Annotated in this window: 12 protein-coding genes and 1 pseudogene; 3 read left to right on the top strand and 10 right to left on the bottom strand. The window is 62.7% G+C overall.

From position 1 onward, the window contains the following. The first annotated feature begins 438 nt into the window (after positions 1–438). Together ACQPZ2_RS29675 and ACQPZ2_RS29680 are read left to right on the top strand one after the other, a co-directional pair. Positions 439–2,250: a tyrosine-type recombinase/integrase gene (locus ACQPZ2_RS29675; RefSeq protein WP_433521472.1), complete on the top strand. Its 1,812-nt coding sequence runs from the start codon at positions 439–441 to the stop codon at positions 2,248–2,250. Continuing rightward, complete coding sequence (locus ACQPZ2_RS29680) at positions 2,240–2,689, top strand: DUF6262 family protein (protein ID WP_433521473.1); 450 nt, start codon at positions 2,240–2,242, stop codon at positions 2,687–2,689. The genes ACQPZ2_RS29675 and ACQPZ2_RS29680 overlap by 11 nt, the downstream gene beginning before the upstream one ends. 632 nt (positions 2,690–3,321) lie before the next feature. Here the strand turns inward: ACQPZ2_RS29680 and ACQPZ2_RS29685 are convergent. Next, positions 3,322–4,794 carry an APC family permease gene (locus ACQPZ2_RS29685; RefSeq protein ID WP_433521474.1) on the bottom strand — a complete coding sequence of 491 codons (1,473 nt, stop codon included), beginning with the start codon at positions 4,792–4,794 and terminating at the stop codon, positions 3,322–3,324. Between the two features lie 685 nt (positions 4,795–5,479). Between ACQPZ2_RS29685 and ACQPZ2_RS29690 the strand changes: the two genes are divergently transcribed. Then, entirely contained in the window at positions 5,480–6,742 is a 1,263-nt protein-coding gene (locus ACQPZ2_RS29690) for a multidrug effflux MFS transporter (RefSeq protein ID WP_433527556.1), read from the top strand. A 79-nt stretch (positions 6,743–6,821) separates the two neighbouring features. Here the strand turns inward: ACQPZ2_RS29690 and ACQPZ2_RS29695 are convergent, their stop codons facing one another. From ACQPZ2_RS29695 to ACQPZ2_RS29735, 9 genes and pseudogenes are all read right to left on the bottom strand, one after another. Then, positions 6,822–7,181, bottom strand: coding sequence for a hypothetical protein (locus ACQPZ2_RS29695; protein ID WP_433521475.1), 360 nt, complete (start codon positions 7,179–7,181; stop codon positions 6,822–6,824). Positions 7,182–7,562: 381 nt separating this feature from the next. Beyond that, positions 7,563–8,939, bottom strand: a complete 1,377-nt coding sequence (locus tag ACQPZ2_RS29700; RefSeq protein WP_433521476.1) for an IS1380 family transposase — start codon at positions 8,937–8,939, stop codon at positions 7,563–7,565. Between the two features lie 78 nt (positions 8,940–9,017). Next, positions 9,018–9,257, bottom strand: a pseudogene (locus tag ACQPZ2_RS29705) (integrase core domain-containing protein); the annotation flags it as partial. Positions 9,258–9,322: 65 nt separating this feature from the next. Continuing rightward, positions 9,323–11,029 (bottom strand): tyrosine-type recombinase/integrase, encoded by a 1,707-nt coding sequence (locus ACQPZ2_RS29710; protein WP_433521477.1) that lies wholly within the window; start codon positions 11,027–11,029, stop codon positions 9,323–9,325. A 185-nt stretch (positions 11,030–11,214) separates the two neighbouring features. Then, complete coding sequence (locus tag ACQPZ2_RS29715) at positions 11,215–12,306, bottom strand: tyrosine-type recombinase/integrase (RefSeq protein WP_433520415.1); 1,092 nt, start codon at positions 12,304–12,306, stop codon at positions 11,215–11,217. A 92-nt stretch (positions 12,307–12,398) separates the two neighbouring features. Further along, a complete protein-coding gene (locus ACQPZ2_RS29720) occupies positions 12,399–13,106 on the bottom strand; it encodes an IS3 family transposase (RefSeq protein WP_433521478.1) in 708 nt (235 codons plus the stop codon). Beyond that, entirely contained in the window at positions 13,103–13,444 is a 342-nt protein-coding gene (locus ACQPZ2_RS29725) for a transposase (protein ID WP_433521479.1), read from the bottom strand. Before ACQPZ2_RS29725 ends, ACQPZ2_RS29720 begins: the two co-directional genes overlap by 4 nt. 160 nt (positions 13,445–13,604) lie before the next feature. Next, a complete protein-coding gene (locus ACQPZ2_RS29730; RefSeq protein WP_433521480.1) occupies positions 13,605–14,477 on the bottom strand; it encodes a hypothetical protein in 873 nt (290 codons plus the stop codon). A gap of 84 nt (positions 14,478–14,561) precedes the next feature. Continuing rightward, positions 14,562–15,611 (bottom strand): alpha/beta hydrolase, encoded by a 1,050-nt coding sequence (locus ACQPZ2_RS29735; RefSeq protein ID WP_433521481.1) that lies wholly within the window; start codon positions 15,609–15,611, stop codon positions 14,562–14,564. Positions 15,612–15,684 lie beyond the last annotated feature (73 nt).

Here is a 15,684-nt window from a genome sequence, read left to right on the forward strand (position 1 = left end):
GCGGCGGAGAACCCGAAACATGTTGGGCTGCTGGAGAAATTACTTGGGTCAGTCCGGCCGCAGTTCCGGACTGAGGTGCTGGCTTTCGGTCCAGACGATCCCGTTCTGGGCGGAACACGATGTCGTGTCGCCGGATGCGAGCGCACCGGACGCATCCATGGGTTGTGCTTCGGCCACGACAGCCGATGGCGGCGCGAGGGTAAACCGGATATCGACCAGTTCATCGAGACCACCAATCCACGGATGAAAGGCCATCAACCGCTGGCGTCTTGCCGAGTTCCCGACTGCCGTCGCGGCCGCAAGGAGCGAGGATTGTGCACGCGGCACCTGCATGCCTGGCAGCGGTCAGCACAGCCTGATCCGGACCGATGGGTGGCAGGACAGCCAGTGGTGGTCGAGCCCGATCCACCAGCGACTTGTCGAATCTTGTACTGCGGCTTGTGGGTTCATGCGGATCTGCCGTTCTGCCTCGGGCACGGCGTCCGCTGGAAGGAACAAGGTCGCCCGGACATCGACGACTATGCCTCCAGCTACGAGGACGACTCGACACCGGGGCATGAGCGGGTCGATCTGCGCGCGATGGCGTCTCATCTGCGGTTGGAGATCCAGTATGCGCTGCAGTGCCGTCACGACGATGCCGCCATCCGGATCTCACCGGCCGTGGTGCAGGTGGTGGTCAACTTTCTTGTTGCCTCGCAGACGGCTTCGCTGCTCGATCGTGACGAGGATGCCTGGTTGCATTCATGGCGCCAGCGATTCTCTGCACGAGCGCAGTGGTCCAACGGCGACTCCGGGCGGGCGTTGCTGATCTACGCGCACCGCAAGATCGAACACCTGCACCTCGGACGAGGCTGGGACGTCGAATACCCCCGCGACGTTTGGCGGTTGCGGAATCTCGGCGTCGCCGAGGGGCCGGGCCGAATACGGTTCGATCAGATTCACCAGCCGTGGCTCAAGCAGCTGGCCAAACGATGGATCCGGTTGCGGCTCAGCACCGGCCTCGGCGCTGGCTCGGCGACGAAAGCCGCGCTGGCGATCACCCGCTTCAGTCAGTTCCTCGCCTCACCCGCGGTTGCCGTCGACCGGCTCGACCAAGTCGACCGCGTGTTGCTCGAACGCTACCTGGCTGACCTGCACACCGAGCTCGCGGGCCGAAAAGTCCACGCGGACCGCGTCAGTCAACTGCACCTGTTCCTGCAGACCATCAGACGGCACGGATGGGACGATTCGCTGCCGGTCAACGCGATGATTCACAACGAGGACTTCCCCAAGCGAGGGCAGCTGTTGCCACGGGCACTGGCCGAGCAGGTCATGACCCAACTGGAGGACCCCAGCAACCTCGATCAGTGGCACGATCCGGCACGCAGGCTGATCACACTGATCCTGATCCGCTGCGGCCTGCGGCTCGGCGACACCCTGCGGCTGCCGACCGACTGCATCGTCCACGACGCCGACAACGCCCCCTACCTGCGCTACACCAACCACAAGATGAAACGCGAGGCCCTGGTCCCCATCGACGACGAACTCGAAGCCCAGATCATCGAACAGCGGCAGCGAGTCCAGGACAGCTGGCCCGACGGAGCGCCGGTGCTGTTCCCCAGATCGCGGGCCAACCCCGGCGGCAGCCGACGCGCCAGCCACTCCGGCTACCAGCACGCGCTCGCAGATTGGTTGCATCGCTGCGACATTCGCGACGCACACGGCCGACCGGTCCATGTCACACCCCACCAATATCGTCATTCCCTGGGCACCAGACTGATCAACCTAGACGTCCCACAGGAAGTCGTCCGGCGCATCCTCGACCACGACTCTCACGCCATGACCGCCCACTACGCCCGGCTTGCCGACACGACGATTCGCAAGCACTGGGAGAAGGCCCGCAAGGTCAACGCCTCCGGTCAGACCGTCACCCTCGACCCCGACGGCCCGCTCGCCGAGGCTGCCTGGGCCAAACAGCGCATCAGCCGCGCCACCCAAGCCCTGCCGAACGGCTACTGCTCGTTACCGCTGGTCAAAACCTGTCCGCATGCCAACTCGTGTCTCACCTGCCCGATGTTCGTGACGACCGCGGAGTTCCTGCCGCAACACCGCCACCACCGCCAGGAACTGCTGCAGATCATCTCCGCCGCCGAAGCCCGCGGACATGCCCGGCAAGCGGAAATGAACCGCCAGGTCGCCGACAACCTGGACAAGATCATCATCACACTCGAAAACGACAGTGACACTGAGGATTCCGCGAATGCGTGCTGACAACAGCGCAGCGATCGTCATCGCCGCCCACCGACGCCGCGAACTCACACGAGCCAAGGCAATCCAGGCACTGCGCGAACTCGAACGCACCGGGGCACCGGTGACATTCCAATCCGTCGCCACTGCCGCTGCGGTCTCGCGGTCCTGGCTCTACAACCAGCCCGACATACGCATCGAAATCGAACGCCTGCGCCCCCTCACAAGCCGGACCACCAGCGCTGAAATCCCTGCGAGTCAACGCATTTCAGAATCCTCGATCCTGACCAGGCTCAACGCAGCGCTGCAGCGCAACCGAGAACTCGCCGAAGAGAACCAGCGGCTACGCCGCCAACTCGCCCACGCCCTCGGCGACCAACGCCACACACCGAATCCCGAAGACCAACCGCGGCGAGCCACGAACCGCAGCCGTCACTCTTCGATAACGATCGGACCCTGCTGACCGCACCGGAACAAGCCCCGTCTGCCGCGTCGCGGACACCATCCACGACGCGGCACCGCAGGTCACGGCCACAATCGACCGAAAAGCTCAAGATAATCGTGGCTACACCGCAGTTCTTCATCGTGGCCTCCCCACCGGCACGCTTAGCCGGCTTCGGAGTCGACTACCTGAATCAGGTTGCCGTGCACTGCATCCCGGCCCATATCCGCCAGATTTGAGCCGGTGCCTCGCTTACGAAGCTTTACCACTGGTTCCTGTCGTATGCCGTCCGATCTCGCTCGCCGGACCCGGCCCGTCTGGCAGTTCCGAACCGTTCCGGCTACAGCAGCGCTGCTTCCCGCCCTCCCAGCGTCTCCCGAGTCGGACTGCGCTTCGCTCCTACCGGGCTGCTGCGACAGCCCGGCGAGAAGGTCTCTCACCTCCCTCGATTCCTGGCGCCTCACGGCGCAAACGCAATCTGCGTCAGAACCCATCACCCTGGCAGCCGACACGTTGACGTTGACGGTCCGGGTGATTGCTCTGCCTTGGCTTCCGCCTCACACCCCAGCTCATTCAGCCGCACCGATGGCCGGGTCGACAATCGAGGCCACGATGCCGATAGCGAGCGAAGCAGGCCGATCGTGGCCCGACGTTCATTGGATTTCACTCAGTCCGCGAGGGGCTCTTTTCAGTCGATAGCGCCAAACCTCCCCAGCGACAAGCCCTGCCGCGACAACGCACGCGAAAGCAACGAGCGTTACAGTGGACAGCCTGCTCGACCCTGTCATCGAGTCCAGGTTGGTGGTGACCAACACGGCAATGACCCCGACCAGCAGCAGCGAGGTGATCGGTGCAACCGACCACCGCCAGACTGAGAAGTGTTGCCTGCCGCGCCGGACGAGGTAGGCGGAAATACCGACAGCGGCGAGCAGAAGAAGAAGAACGAAACCGAAACCGCTCATGCCGGCGAACACTGTGTACACCCGTTGCGGGTCGGCTCCCGCGGCAGCTGTAATCACCACGAACACCATTAGGACTGCGGTCAGCATCGTGCTCGTGCGGTAGGGCGAACCGAACTGGGGATGGGGTCGCCCGAAAAAGCGTGGCAACACCCCGTCGACCCCTAGGTTGAACAGGTAACGAGAGACAACGTTGTGCAGCGCGAGAATCGAGGCGAAGGCGCTGGTAACCAACATCGCTGTGATGATGTCGACCAAAAATGGGCCCAAGTATGTGCGTACACTCACCAAGAATGCTCCGGCAGGATTATCCGCAATCGCTTCGCCAGCCTTCGCCGGACCCCACGCCTGGATTATCAGCCATGACGTTACTGCATAGAACACCGCGATGATGCCGACCGCCAGGTATGTTGCGCGGGGGATCGTGCGCGCAGGATCGCGCACCTCATCGCGATACAGAGCCGTCGACTCGAATCCTGAAAAGCAACTGAAGGCGAACAAAATGCCCACTCCGACCCCGGAAAAGGTAAAAGTCCTGATATCAAACGACTCTGTAGACAATTGCCGATCAGCGCCGCCGTGTACGGCAACCACGATATCGTAGATAACCAAAGCCAGGATCTCGAGGACGACAACCACGCCCAGCACGCGCGCCGAGAAGTCCACGCGCAAGTAGCCAAGGCATCCCACGACACCAGCCAAGAGCACCGCCGCCAGCCACCACGGCACGCCTTTCGCCCCATGTGAGCGCAACAGGCTGTCGAATGCGAGGCCGAAGAACGGGAGTGTACCCAGGAGGGCGAGCGCGTAGGTGACCACTGCAACGAATGATGCGACAAGGCCGAGGTGGCGACCAAGACCGGCAGTAACGAAGGTGTAGAAGGCGCCGGCTCGCGGCAGAATCTTCGCCATAGTGTTGTAGCCGACTGCGAAAACCGACATGACCACACCGAGGCCAATGAACAGCAGTGGTGCTTGCACGCCATTTCCGAACCCGATTGCCAGATGCACCGTGGACGCCACTATGGTCAGCGGCGCATTGAACGCTGCCACTATGAATATCAATTTCGCTAAGCCCATGTTACCTCGCAGACGATGGGCTTCGTCGACGATATCTTCTGATCCGTTTTCCAGCGCTTCCGCACGACCGCTTTGGTTATCCATCATGCCGATACTCCTTGCTTACGGAAGGCCGTGCATACACTTTCCGGCGATGCTGGCATCGCCAGCTCGTACCCAGTTGACAGGAAATGACCGAATATCATCGAATCAAGAGTTCCACGGCCCAATGGAATACGTTGGATCGATGCACCGACTCGACTAATCCCCAGTTCACCTGAACGAGTGAGGCGACGAAAGACGAGGGCCCGGGGTGAGTAGAGCGCGCATACTGCGGCTCGCCGAAAAGGGGTCGGTAACGGACCCGCTCCACGGCCAGAGTGCGACACCACCACCGTCGATGCGCTGGTAGCCCAGGATGTTCTCAGAGGACCGGCAACCGCCTGGCTGGAGGCTGGATCAGTCATAAAGATGCCCTACTTTACTCTCGTAAACTCTTGAAGTGCTGCAATGCTAACATGTAAGCTCGCTTGCGTGACAAAATTCTTGAAGCCCCACATTGCGATGCACTCCGTCGAAGGTGCTGCCATATCTGCACTTTGGACCGCTCTGCCTGCGGTGACAACATCGGCAAGCGCACAATTCTGGCATGTTAGTGGTTCGCGAGCTGTCGCGCGCGGAAACATTTTGTCCCCACGGAACCGGTGACGAGTCGAGCAGTGGATACCGAGTTACTGCCAAGGGTCCCGACTCAACAGCCCTCCACTTCCGCGCACATTGCCAGAGGGTGCCGATGATCCGGTCACCCGGCTACGGCGTCCCCGCCCCAACAGCCCTGGTGCCGGTCATGCTCGGGATTTTGTCGATGCTGGGTTCATTCACGATCGACACTCCGTTTCCCGCGTTTCCGGCGATGGCGCACAGCCTCGGTGTCGGGACGGCAGACTTGCAATTGCTGGTCAGTGTCTACCTCATCGCATACGCCGCCATGGGGCTGTTCCACGGACCCCTGTCCGACGCAGTCGGGCGCCGACCGGTCATGTTGGCGGGACTGCTGGTCTACGCCGTCGCATCCATAGGTTGCGCAGTTTCAACAAGTTTGGCAGCGCTGCTCACCTTCCGGACCGTGCAAGGCCTCAGCGTCGGCGGTGCCACTATCGTCAGCACGACTGTCGTCCGGGATCTGTACGAAGGTGAGACTGCGCAGCGTTTGATGAGCCGCATCGCGGTCATCTTCGGAATCGCGCCCGCCTTCGGTCCGATTGCCGGCGGATGGCTGCTGATGCTGGGTGACTGGCGACTGATCTTCTTTGCTCAAGCAATCCTCGGCGGCGGCCTCGCCATACTGCTACTCCTGCTACCGGAGAGCCATCCGGTCGAACGACGAACTCCGCTCCAGATCAGTGAACTGGTTGGTGGCCTTCTCGATGTCGCCCGCGATGCGACATTTCTGCGACTGACGTTTGCCAATGCCTTGCTCTTTGGTGGGCAGTTTCTCTACATCGGAGGGTCGGCTGTTTTCGTGGTCGATGTACTCGGGCAGAGCAAACTCGACTACTGGAAGCTGTTCGTGCCAATGATCGGTTCGATGACCCTCGGGGCATGGATATGTGGCAGGGCTACCGGCCATGCGACCGCTCGGCAGTTGGCGACGTTCGGGTCGGTCGTAGCGATAATCGGCGGCGCGATCGGCGCCGTGGTGGCACAGACATCTCTGTCGATCGACATTCCTTGGGCTATCGTTGGCTTGTCCATCATCTCTCTCGGTGTCGGAATGACCTTCCCGAGCATCCAGCTAACCCTGCTCGATGCATTTCCATTACGTCGTGGCGCAGCCGTGTCACTGTTCCTGTCGACTGTCTTGCTCATCAACTCCGCGACGACCGCCCTCTTGATCCCGCGGGTTGGAGACTCGGCCTCCGGATTCGCGAACTGTGCCCTGGTCGGTGTTGTCTTCGGCGGGTTCGTTTGGGTTTGGCAGTGGGTCACCACGCGGCGAAGCCGTGCGATGACCCTGCCACCGGACCAGGCTGCCGCAGGTGACCGCGAAGCGTAGGGACGTTGCCCCGTTCCCGCAGCTCTGCAGCGATCCGGCGACCGTAGAAGTCGTCAGGCCAGTCAGAGCTTGACACATGTCATGTGCGTTCCTGCTCGGAATTTCCGAAAGTCTCGGACTGGTCGAGGCGACGAACCGCGCGTAAATATTCGACCATGCTCGCGGTACGCTCCACAGATTGGTGGATGGGGTGCTGCAGAGACAGCCCATCCACCACGGCGATGATCGGCATTGCGAGCCTGTCGTCATCGGGGAGGCCGATGGCTCGCAAGGACGACTGAACCTCCTCGACCGAGAAATCAATGAGCTCCCGCCAGTTCGGCCGGTTGCTGTCCCCGAGTCGCGCTCCACCGCATAGCAACGCTCCGCCGCGCGCCGATAAGGAATATTCCGGCAATAACGCGTCGCCGCCCCGGAAAGCGTGCTCCTCACTGCCCACTCGGGACCCAGGAGCCGACCCGAAGGAAGCATTCGCAGTGCTACATCCGGCGGGATGAACCGGTAGCCTTCCAGCGGTCCGTCAGGCGGCAGCAGCCTTTTCCTGTACTCGAGCACAGTCTCGCGCGCCGACTCAGTCACCTCATGGGTGGACCGCCCCGGCTTTGGATGAGACCGAACTACCGATTCCAGTGCCTCATGCTGCCGTTAGCCCGGATATTTCGCGCGGCTGATGTGCTGGCTTGAGCGGGTTCGGATTGGTGTTTTGCGGCCGGTTTCGGGCTGCTGGGCGTCGTGGGGTGGCCCGGTCAGCGGGTGGCTGCCGGGTTCCACGGGCCCGGGGATGTGGTCCTTCCCTTGTCGGAGGGCTGATTCGTGCTGGTCAGCCGGGTTGCAGGCGGGCCAGTGCGGTGGTGATCAGCCCGGTATGGGGCCAGTGAGCGGAGAACCGGAGATGGGTGCGGCGGGCGTGTCGGGCCAGCCGGGCTGCGGTCGAGAACAAGCGCAGGCGTTTGGGTTCCCAGCGGCGGGCGGGATGGCAGGTGAAGGCGAGCATCTGCATCCAGGCGGTCAGTTCTGTTGCCAGAGACACGATTTCGCACCAGATCTGGTTCTGGTCGAACCCGTGGAGCGGGAGGTTGGTCAGGCCGGTGTCCTTGGCGTTGCGTATGCGGTCCTCGCAGCGGGCCCGTTGGCGGTGCCGTAGTTCGAGGTCGGGGAGCTGGCCTGTGCGGGTGTTGGTGGCGAACGCGGTCAATCGCAGGCCGTCTCGGTCAGTGAATCGCAGCTGCGCGCCTGGGTGGGGTCGTTCTTTGCGGACGATGACCCGCATCCCGGGCGGCCATTCGGTGAGGTCGATCAGGCCGGTCAGCTCGGCCACCCATGCCCCGTCGCGGGCTTGGCCGTCGGCGTTGTAGGCGGGTGTCCATGCATGGTCGGGGATGAGATCGACTGCGGTGGCTGTGGTTTCGGTGAACCCGAAACCGACCGAATACTGCAGATGGCGAGCGTGGCAGTAGTTCAGGAATTCGTGGGTTCCGCCACCGGAATCGGTGCGTATGAGCACCTTTCGGCCGACTCGGTAGCCTGGCTGCCACGGCAGTTGGGCGAGCGCACCGGCCAGCACCTGCTTGTGGTCGGCGGCGGTATTACTTCCAGCATTACCGGCGCGCAGCATGATGACCAGCGGTTCACCGGTGCCCTTGGGTCCGTGGTCGACCCAGGAACCCAACGGATGGTGTCCAAAGGTTTTCTTGAATGTCGGTGCCGCGCGTTCCTTGTCCGAATGTGCGATCGTCAAGGTCGCATCCAAGTCGATGATCAACGGATGCTCGGTGTCGATGCCGTGATCAGGAGCTTGCTCACCGGCGGCTTCCCAGGCCATGGACCGGGCCTCGGCCCGTGCGGATCGTATGGCGGACAAGACTTTCCGCGCATCCGCGGCCAGCACCGTCAGCAGCCGTGACACGGTCGGATCCGATGCCACCGACCCGAAGACGCCGGGCTCGGCACGCAGCATGGCGATATCGGCCAGGCAGTCCCCACCGAGCGCGACCGCGACCGCCAGATCGGCCACGATCTTGCCCGGATCATGCGTCGCGGCCGGTTTCCGCCACGGCGCCAACGCATCCGACAACGCCGTGGTCAGCCCCACCTTTTCCGCTGCCCGCAGCAGCAACACCGCCCCCGCCTGCGACACGACACCCGAACCCGCCCCACCCGCAGCCAACCGCGGATACGACCAACTACACTTACCCACCTGAATGGTGCTCCTGAAACTGCAACCAATACGACCTTAGACAAGCCGTATTATCGCAGCTCAGAGCACCATTCTCCGTTAACGGCACACCCCAAAAACCTCACCGCCGTGAAAGCCCCGGGTTAGTTGCTGACCGCGGCCTTCCCAGAAGACCCGCTCGAACTCCGCCGGCGGACGATAACCACACCACGAATGCAACCGCTGATTGTTATACCACGAAACCCATTCCGCCGTCTCCCGATTCACCTCACTCGTATCCGACCACACGTACTTGTCGATCAATTCCTTCTTGAACAGCGAATTCACCGATTCCGAGAGGGCGTTATCGTACGATTATCCGGCTAATCGGGGCTGATCTTGTTCGGCCGGTTGGGATTTCGCGGTTATCCGGCTGATTTCTGGATGTCGGTGATGGCGGCGTCGAGTCGGGCGATGAGTTTGTGGTGTCGGTCGGCTTCGGTGATCCAGCCGCGGCGTTGGGCGTCGGCGGCGAGTTTCTGGGCGTCGGCGCGTTGGGCGGCGAGGATGGGCAGGTAGGTGAGGTCGGTGCGGAAGTTCGGGCAGTGTTCGCAGATGTTGGCGTAGGGGCAGGCGCCCTGGGCTGGTGCGCGCAGGCAGAATCCGCCTGCCAGACGGGATTTCAGTGCTGGTGTGTCGGTCCAGTTGTTGCCGCCGGTGATGTCGGCCAAGGGTAGGGCTTTGGTGCCGGCGGGTGTGGTGGGCAGGGCAGCGAGGTGGTCTTTGGCGAGGGTGAGGGCGCGTTCGTATTCGGTGCGGACGGTGGTGTCGAACAGTTTTCCGTAGCGCAGGCTCATCTGCGCGGACACGTGTCCGAGCAACGCCATCAGCGATTGCAGGGAGACACCAGCGTTGACCAGTGCGGTGGCGTAGGTGTGGCGTAGCTGGTGTGGGGTGACGTGGCCGATTCCGGCGGCTGTGGCGGCGCGGTCGAGTTCGTTGCGGACGGCTTGTTGGGCCAGGCGGCCGCCGTGGTGGGTGAACAGGAACTGGGCTGGTTTCCCGGTCCGTGGGTGCGGTAATGGTCTTCCGGGACTACGGATTTCGATGATCCGGTCGATCAGTTCGACGGTTTCCTCGTCGAGGGGGACCATGCGTTCGGTGTCGAGTTTGCCGAGCGGGACTTTCAGCCGGGCTCCTTCGCCAGCAATCTCGTGGAGGCAGTCGATTTCGAGGTCGAGTAGTTCCCCTATCCGTAGGCCGCAGGCGCGTGCGAGCAGCAATGCGGAGGCGGCGAGTTCGTGGTCGCTGGTGTGCAGGGCGTCGGTGAGGCGGCGGTCGGCGTCGAGGGGTATGTAGCGTGGCAGCGGGCGCGGGAGGCGGGGGATGTCGTTGCGGAACAACAGTTTCCGCTTCGGTGCGTGGTTCCATCCCCATTCGGTGATTTCGGTGAGGAAGGTGTTGACCGCGACGACGCGGCGGGCGTGGTCGGCGACGCCGATAGGTTCGCCGGTCTTGGTGCTGACCGCGTCGGCCAGGCTGGCCAGCCAGGGTTCGATGTGGCGGCGCCGGTCCAGCTGCGACAGCTGGGTCAGGGTGGGGTCGAGATCGGTGAGGAACCGGCCGAACCCGGTCAGGCGGGTGGCCATGCTGGAGACGGTGTGGCGGGTGCAGGTGCCGCGCTTGGCGTGCAGGTAGTCGATCATCGCCTCGGCGATCGCGGGGGTGATGCCGTCGAGGCGGACCGCGAAGTCCCAGGGGCCGCCGCGGCGGGGCGGTTCGGGCAGGATGCCGAGGTGGAACAGCACCAGATGTGTGTTGGCCAGTGCGGCCTTGTAGTGGTGCCAGCCTTTGCCGGTGCGGTGCTGGCGGTCGCGGCAGGCGTCGGCGAACTCGTCGAGATCGCCGGTGGTGAGTTGGTGCAGGCGGCGGCCGGTCTGGATCAGCAGCCGCGCCGGCGCCTGTGAGCCGGTGGCCGTGCGGACCCGTTCACTGAATCCGAGTTCTCTTGCGGCGGTGAGGTATCGAGCGAGATCGGGTCCGATCGGGGAGGCGTCGATCTCGCGCCAGAGGCTGGAGATCTTGCGTTCCAACAGATAGTCGTAGCCGGGCCGCAACCAGTCGTGCAGCATCAAGAACGTGATGAACGGCCGCGTCGAGGAATTCGCCGACAGCCGCAGCTCGAGCGGCTCGTCTGCCCAGTCTTGCGGGTTCGGGCCAACGTTGCAGGAACGTGCGCGCCGAACTGTAGTAGGGCGCGCTGCCGCGGTCTGTGCGCGCCAGTTCGGCCAGGTAGGTGTGGTAGATGTCGTCGGCGTCAGACCTGGCGGCGAATACGTGCGCGTGCGGCATCGAATTCCTCCTTCACCCGCTTCGGGGCCAGATGGATGTAGCGGGCGGTGGTGTCGACATGGGTGTGCCCGAGCAGTGCCTGCATCACCGACAGATCGACCCCGGCCTCGGCCAGCGCGGTGCCGAACGAATGCCGCAACGCGTGTGGATGCCCGGCCGTGACACCGGACAGTTGCCGGTGATAGCGGAAGATCGTCCGCAACCCGGCCGGGGTGAGCGGTTGCCCGCGGTGCGGGCCCTTGGCGACCAGAAACAAACGCGCTGAAGCCGATTCGGGTCGCTCGGCCAGCAGATAGCCCTGGATCACGCGGGCCAGGTCGCCGTCGAGCGGGACGGCGCGTTCGGTGGCGCCCTTGCCCCAGACCCGGATCCAGCCGCGACCGATGTCGACATCGGTGACGTCGAGAGCGAGCACCTCGCACGACCGCAACCCGCAATACAGCATCAGCCCGGCGATCGCGCGGTCGCGCCAGGTCCGCAGACTCGCCAGCAACCGTGCCGCCTCCGACACCGCCAAAGGCCTCGGCAGCCGTCGTGGTTCCCGCAGCCGAAGTGCCGATCGTGGTCGCGGTTTGCGCACCAGATGCGCCAGCAGTCCGGTCTTCTCACCCGGCACGAACCGTTGCGCTTCACGGCCTTTCGGCACCGGACTCGGCAAGGCCGGGTCGCGCATCGCGCGGAACGCGAACAACCCCGACACCGCCACCAGCCGCCGGTTCACCGTCGCCGCCGCGTACCCGTCCAGGCGCCGGCCCGCCAGGTCCACCACGTTCGGTCCCGGCCGTCCCGGCAACCGCGCCGCCCGGCACGCCGCCAGATACCGCAGCAGCACCGGCGTGGTCACATCGTCGACCCCGAGGCCTTCACCGAGCAGCCATCGGCCGAACATCACCAGGTCGAATCCATAGGCCCGCACCGTTTTCGGTGAATAGTTGCGATCAGCCAGATAACCCAGATACTCATCGATCACCCGCAACCCATCGGCACCCGGTCCGGCCAGATACCACCGTCCGGCGTCGTGTTCCAGGCGCAGTCGATCACGGTTGTCCGTGCTCATGCCCGACAGGTCTACTCCAGGTCAGCCGACACGCGAACACACGAATCGCCGAACACCCCCGTACCCCCCTTGACCAGGGGAATCGGAGGATATTAGCCGGATAAGGGGCAATCACCGGTACTGCCAACAGATTGCGCGATACCTGCCTCGGTAAGACGCTCACCGTAACGCAGAGCCATATACTGCACGCCACGATCACCGTGATGAACCAGCGCTCTACTCAACCGATCCCGCCGGTTCCACAACGCCATCTCCAACGCATCGAGAGCCAGTTCAGTTTTCAGCGAATCCGACACCTGCCAGCCAACAATCGCCCGCGAAAACACGTCGGTCACGAACGCCACGTAACAGAATCCGCGCCCGGCGAGCTCCACATACGTTATATCCGCAACCCACAGCTGGTTCGGCGCAGGAGCACGAAAGTCCCGGTCCACCAAGTCTTTCGGGCGTCTGTCATCATTGCCCGGCACCGTCGTGCGAGGCTTCCGCCGCGTCGGCACCAGGCCCGCGAGACCATTGGCGCGCATCAACCGCTCCACCCGGCCACGGCCCACCTCGACACCAGCGCGAACCAGCTCCCGCCACATCTTCCTGGCACCGTAATCCCGCCGGCGTCCACGATCGGCCTCTCGCAAACGGTGAATCTCCGCCAGAATCTCAGCATCACGCACGGTCCGCCGCGACGGCTCCCGTTCCCGCTTCTTCGCGGCGAAATACGTCTGCTGCCGGAATTCCAGCACATCACAGATCTCGGTCACCGTGAACCGATCATCAGCTCGCCACTCATCGATAAACCTCACCACTTCGGCGGTGGCGGGTCCATCTCCCGAGCGAAAAAAGCCGACGCCGCCTTCAGAATCTGATTCGCCCGCTCCAACTCCCGGTTACGGGCCTCCAATTCCCGGATCCGGGCATCTTTGGCCTCCGACGACTCCGGAACCGGCACAACCTCACCAGCCGCGGCTTGCGACACCTTCGCCTGTTTCACCCAGTGCCGCAACGCTTCCTTGTGGACGCCCAGATCACGCGCGACACGAGCCATCGCGCCCCGCGGCTCGCCCTGCTCACGCTCGTACTGCAACACCAGCGCTACAGCGCGTTCCCGCAGCTCCCGCGGGTATCTCCGATTCCCAGCCATACCGTTGATCCTCTCCAGATCCAGTCTCCCTCAAACCCGGGGCGGTTCACGGCCCCACCCCCGGAGCACTTCGGCCACTGAAGCCATCCGTATGTCGACGCGAGCTTCGAACAGATATTCATGCAATTGTCTAGCAGTATGCATGGTGAACCCCACGTATCTACGTGGACGACGCAGGCGTCGACCGCGTCCATTGTGGACGGTGTTCGGTAAGGAAGTCTTCGAGGGAACGCGGAGGATGCCCGGTGACGGCTTCGATAGCTACACTGATCGTACTGTGCCCCCCTGAACGGGTCCGGTCCATCCCATAGAATGCTCGCTCGCGCCGCCATTCCGGCAGCTCCCGAAAGGACTCACGAGCTTCTTCGACGGGAGTGTCGATGTACCGAATTTTCCTGCCCAAAAGCCGGGTCAGCTCATTCGCCACATCGCCCAGCGACGAGGCACTGGGGCCGGTCAGACTGTATACACGACTTTCGTGACCATCGTCGACCAGCGCTCGAACGACAACCTCCGCAATATCGCGGACATCAACGAAAGCGATCGCACCGTCGCCGAAATTTGCCATAATGACGTCGTCGGTACGAATTGTTTTTCCGAAGTAGCGCCTGTCGGTAAAAACCTGCATGAAGGGATCCGGCCTGACAATCGTCCATCGGACGACCGAATTCGTCACTGCCGCCTCGACTCTCGCCGTCCAGAAAGAACTGGGCACCATATCGGCATCGCGCCCCGATAGCAATACGACGTGCGGACTGCCGGACAATTGTGCAAGAAACTCCGACATCAACGCCGGAGCAAACTCGATTTCGGGCCGTACCAGGTAGACACCGTCGGGTTTCGTATCGATGACCGACTGCCAGGTCGCGCGGTTCTCCCAAGAGAACTCGAGTGGTATCAGCCCATCCGGCAGATTCTGTGTTTCAACCTCGAGCGCCGCCCCCCGGATGACAATATCGGGATTTTCCGCCAATTGATTCGCGACTTCACAACCGGTCTGCCCCGTTACGCCGAGAATAAGCACAGTCTTCATTGATTTTCAACTCCAAACAAGAAAGTTAAACAAACTACCACTCTACTGGGCATATTTTGCGAGCCTGCGAGCACTCCGACGCCCCTACGCATCGAGCCCCTTCGCGGACAGCCACCTGATCAGCAGATCCGCGACCTCCAGATTGTTAAGGTCGGAGAATGGGAAATGGGTGTTCCCCCGCAGGCCATGCTCGACCAATTCCAACAGCTCGGCGTCACCTCCACGGGCACGAAGTACATCGATGAATTGACGCGCGCGAGCATGGTACGGCCGATACTCCGGGTGAATGTCTACGTTGTCTCCGAACACCACCTGCACCGGAATCTTCGTCAGCCGATCGAACAGCGGATCCGGGCGAAGATCGGGCGCGACCCAATCAGCGAGCTCGGGAATATCGAACGGCACCGATTCCGGAGGATCGGACTCCGGGAAGGCGAACGGGGAGGTCTCGTAGCCGACCACCCCCTTTACCGAGGTGGATTTCATCGCCACGCGCCAACCGAACGGGCCGCAAGTCGAATGTGTGAGAAGGACACAGGGCCCGATCTCATCGAGCAAAGTTGCGACGGCACCACTGAACAGTTCCTTCACTTCCTCATCAAACAGGTCCGGTCCGGTGCTCATCGCCACTTGGCGGAGATATTGATTGAGCGTATGTTCACCCCGATCGAACGAAACACCAGAGGCAAACTTGGGCGCTGCATCGGACGCCCAGGTTCCAAGGCGAAATGCCTCGAACACAAACTGATCAGTGATGAAGAAGTCAGGGTCCGACGCTCCGGGCAAGGTTACCCCGACACTCGACGAACCCGCCCTGCCACGACGCGGCTGGTCGATGATATACACCGGAAATCCGTGTCTGACAAAAATGCTCTGAAAGCCCTCGCGTCCGTCTGGAGTAGTTTCCCACGTCCGACCGGTCTGTCCCCATCCGTGCCACATGACAATCGCATGATCTTTGGCGTCGACCGGGATCTGATACTGAACATATCCGTGGTCGACATGCACGGTCTGTCCGTCCGGCCGACGTATGACACTGCCACCGAAGGCAAAGCTACCCTGCTCCTGAAGGAGAATCGGCTCCTGCCGATGCTGCGTCGCGGGTGCTCGAAACCGTCGTTTGATGTTGTTCATTGCATCTCCATATTCTACGACTCCGAGATTTTCAGTCGCAGTCATAATGCGCCCGGCCACTCCTCAGCGCCGA

Origin of the sequence: Nocardia pseudovaccinii (assembly GCF_050942345.1) — a bacterium.
In the GTDB taxonomy this organism is placed as follows: Bacteria; Actinomycetota; Actinomycetes; order Mycobacteriales; family Mycobacteriaceae; genus Nocardia; species Nocardia pseudovaccinii.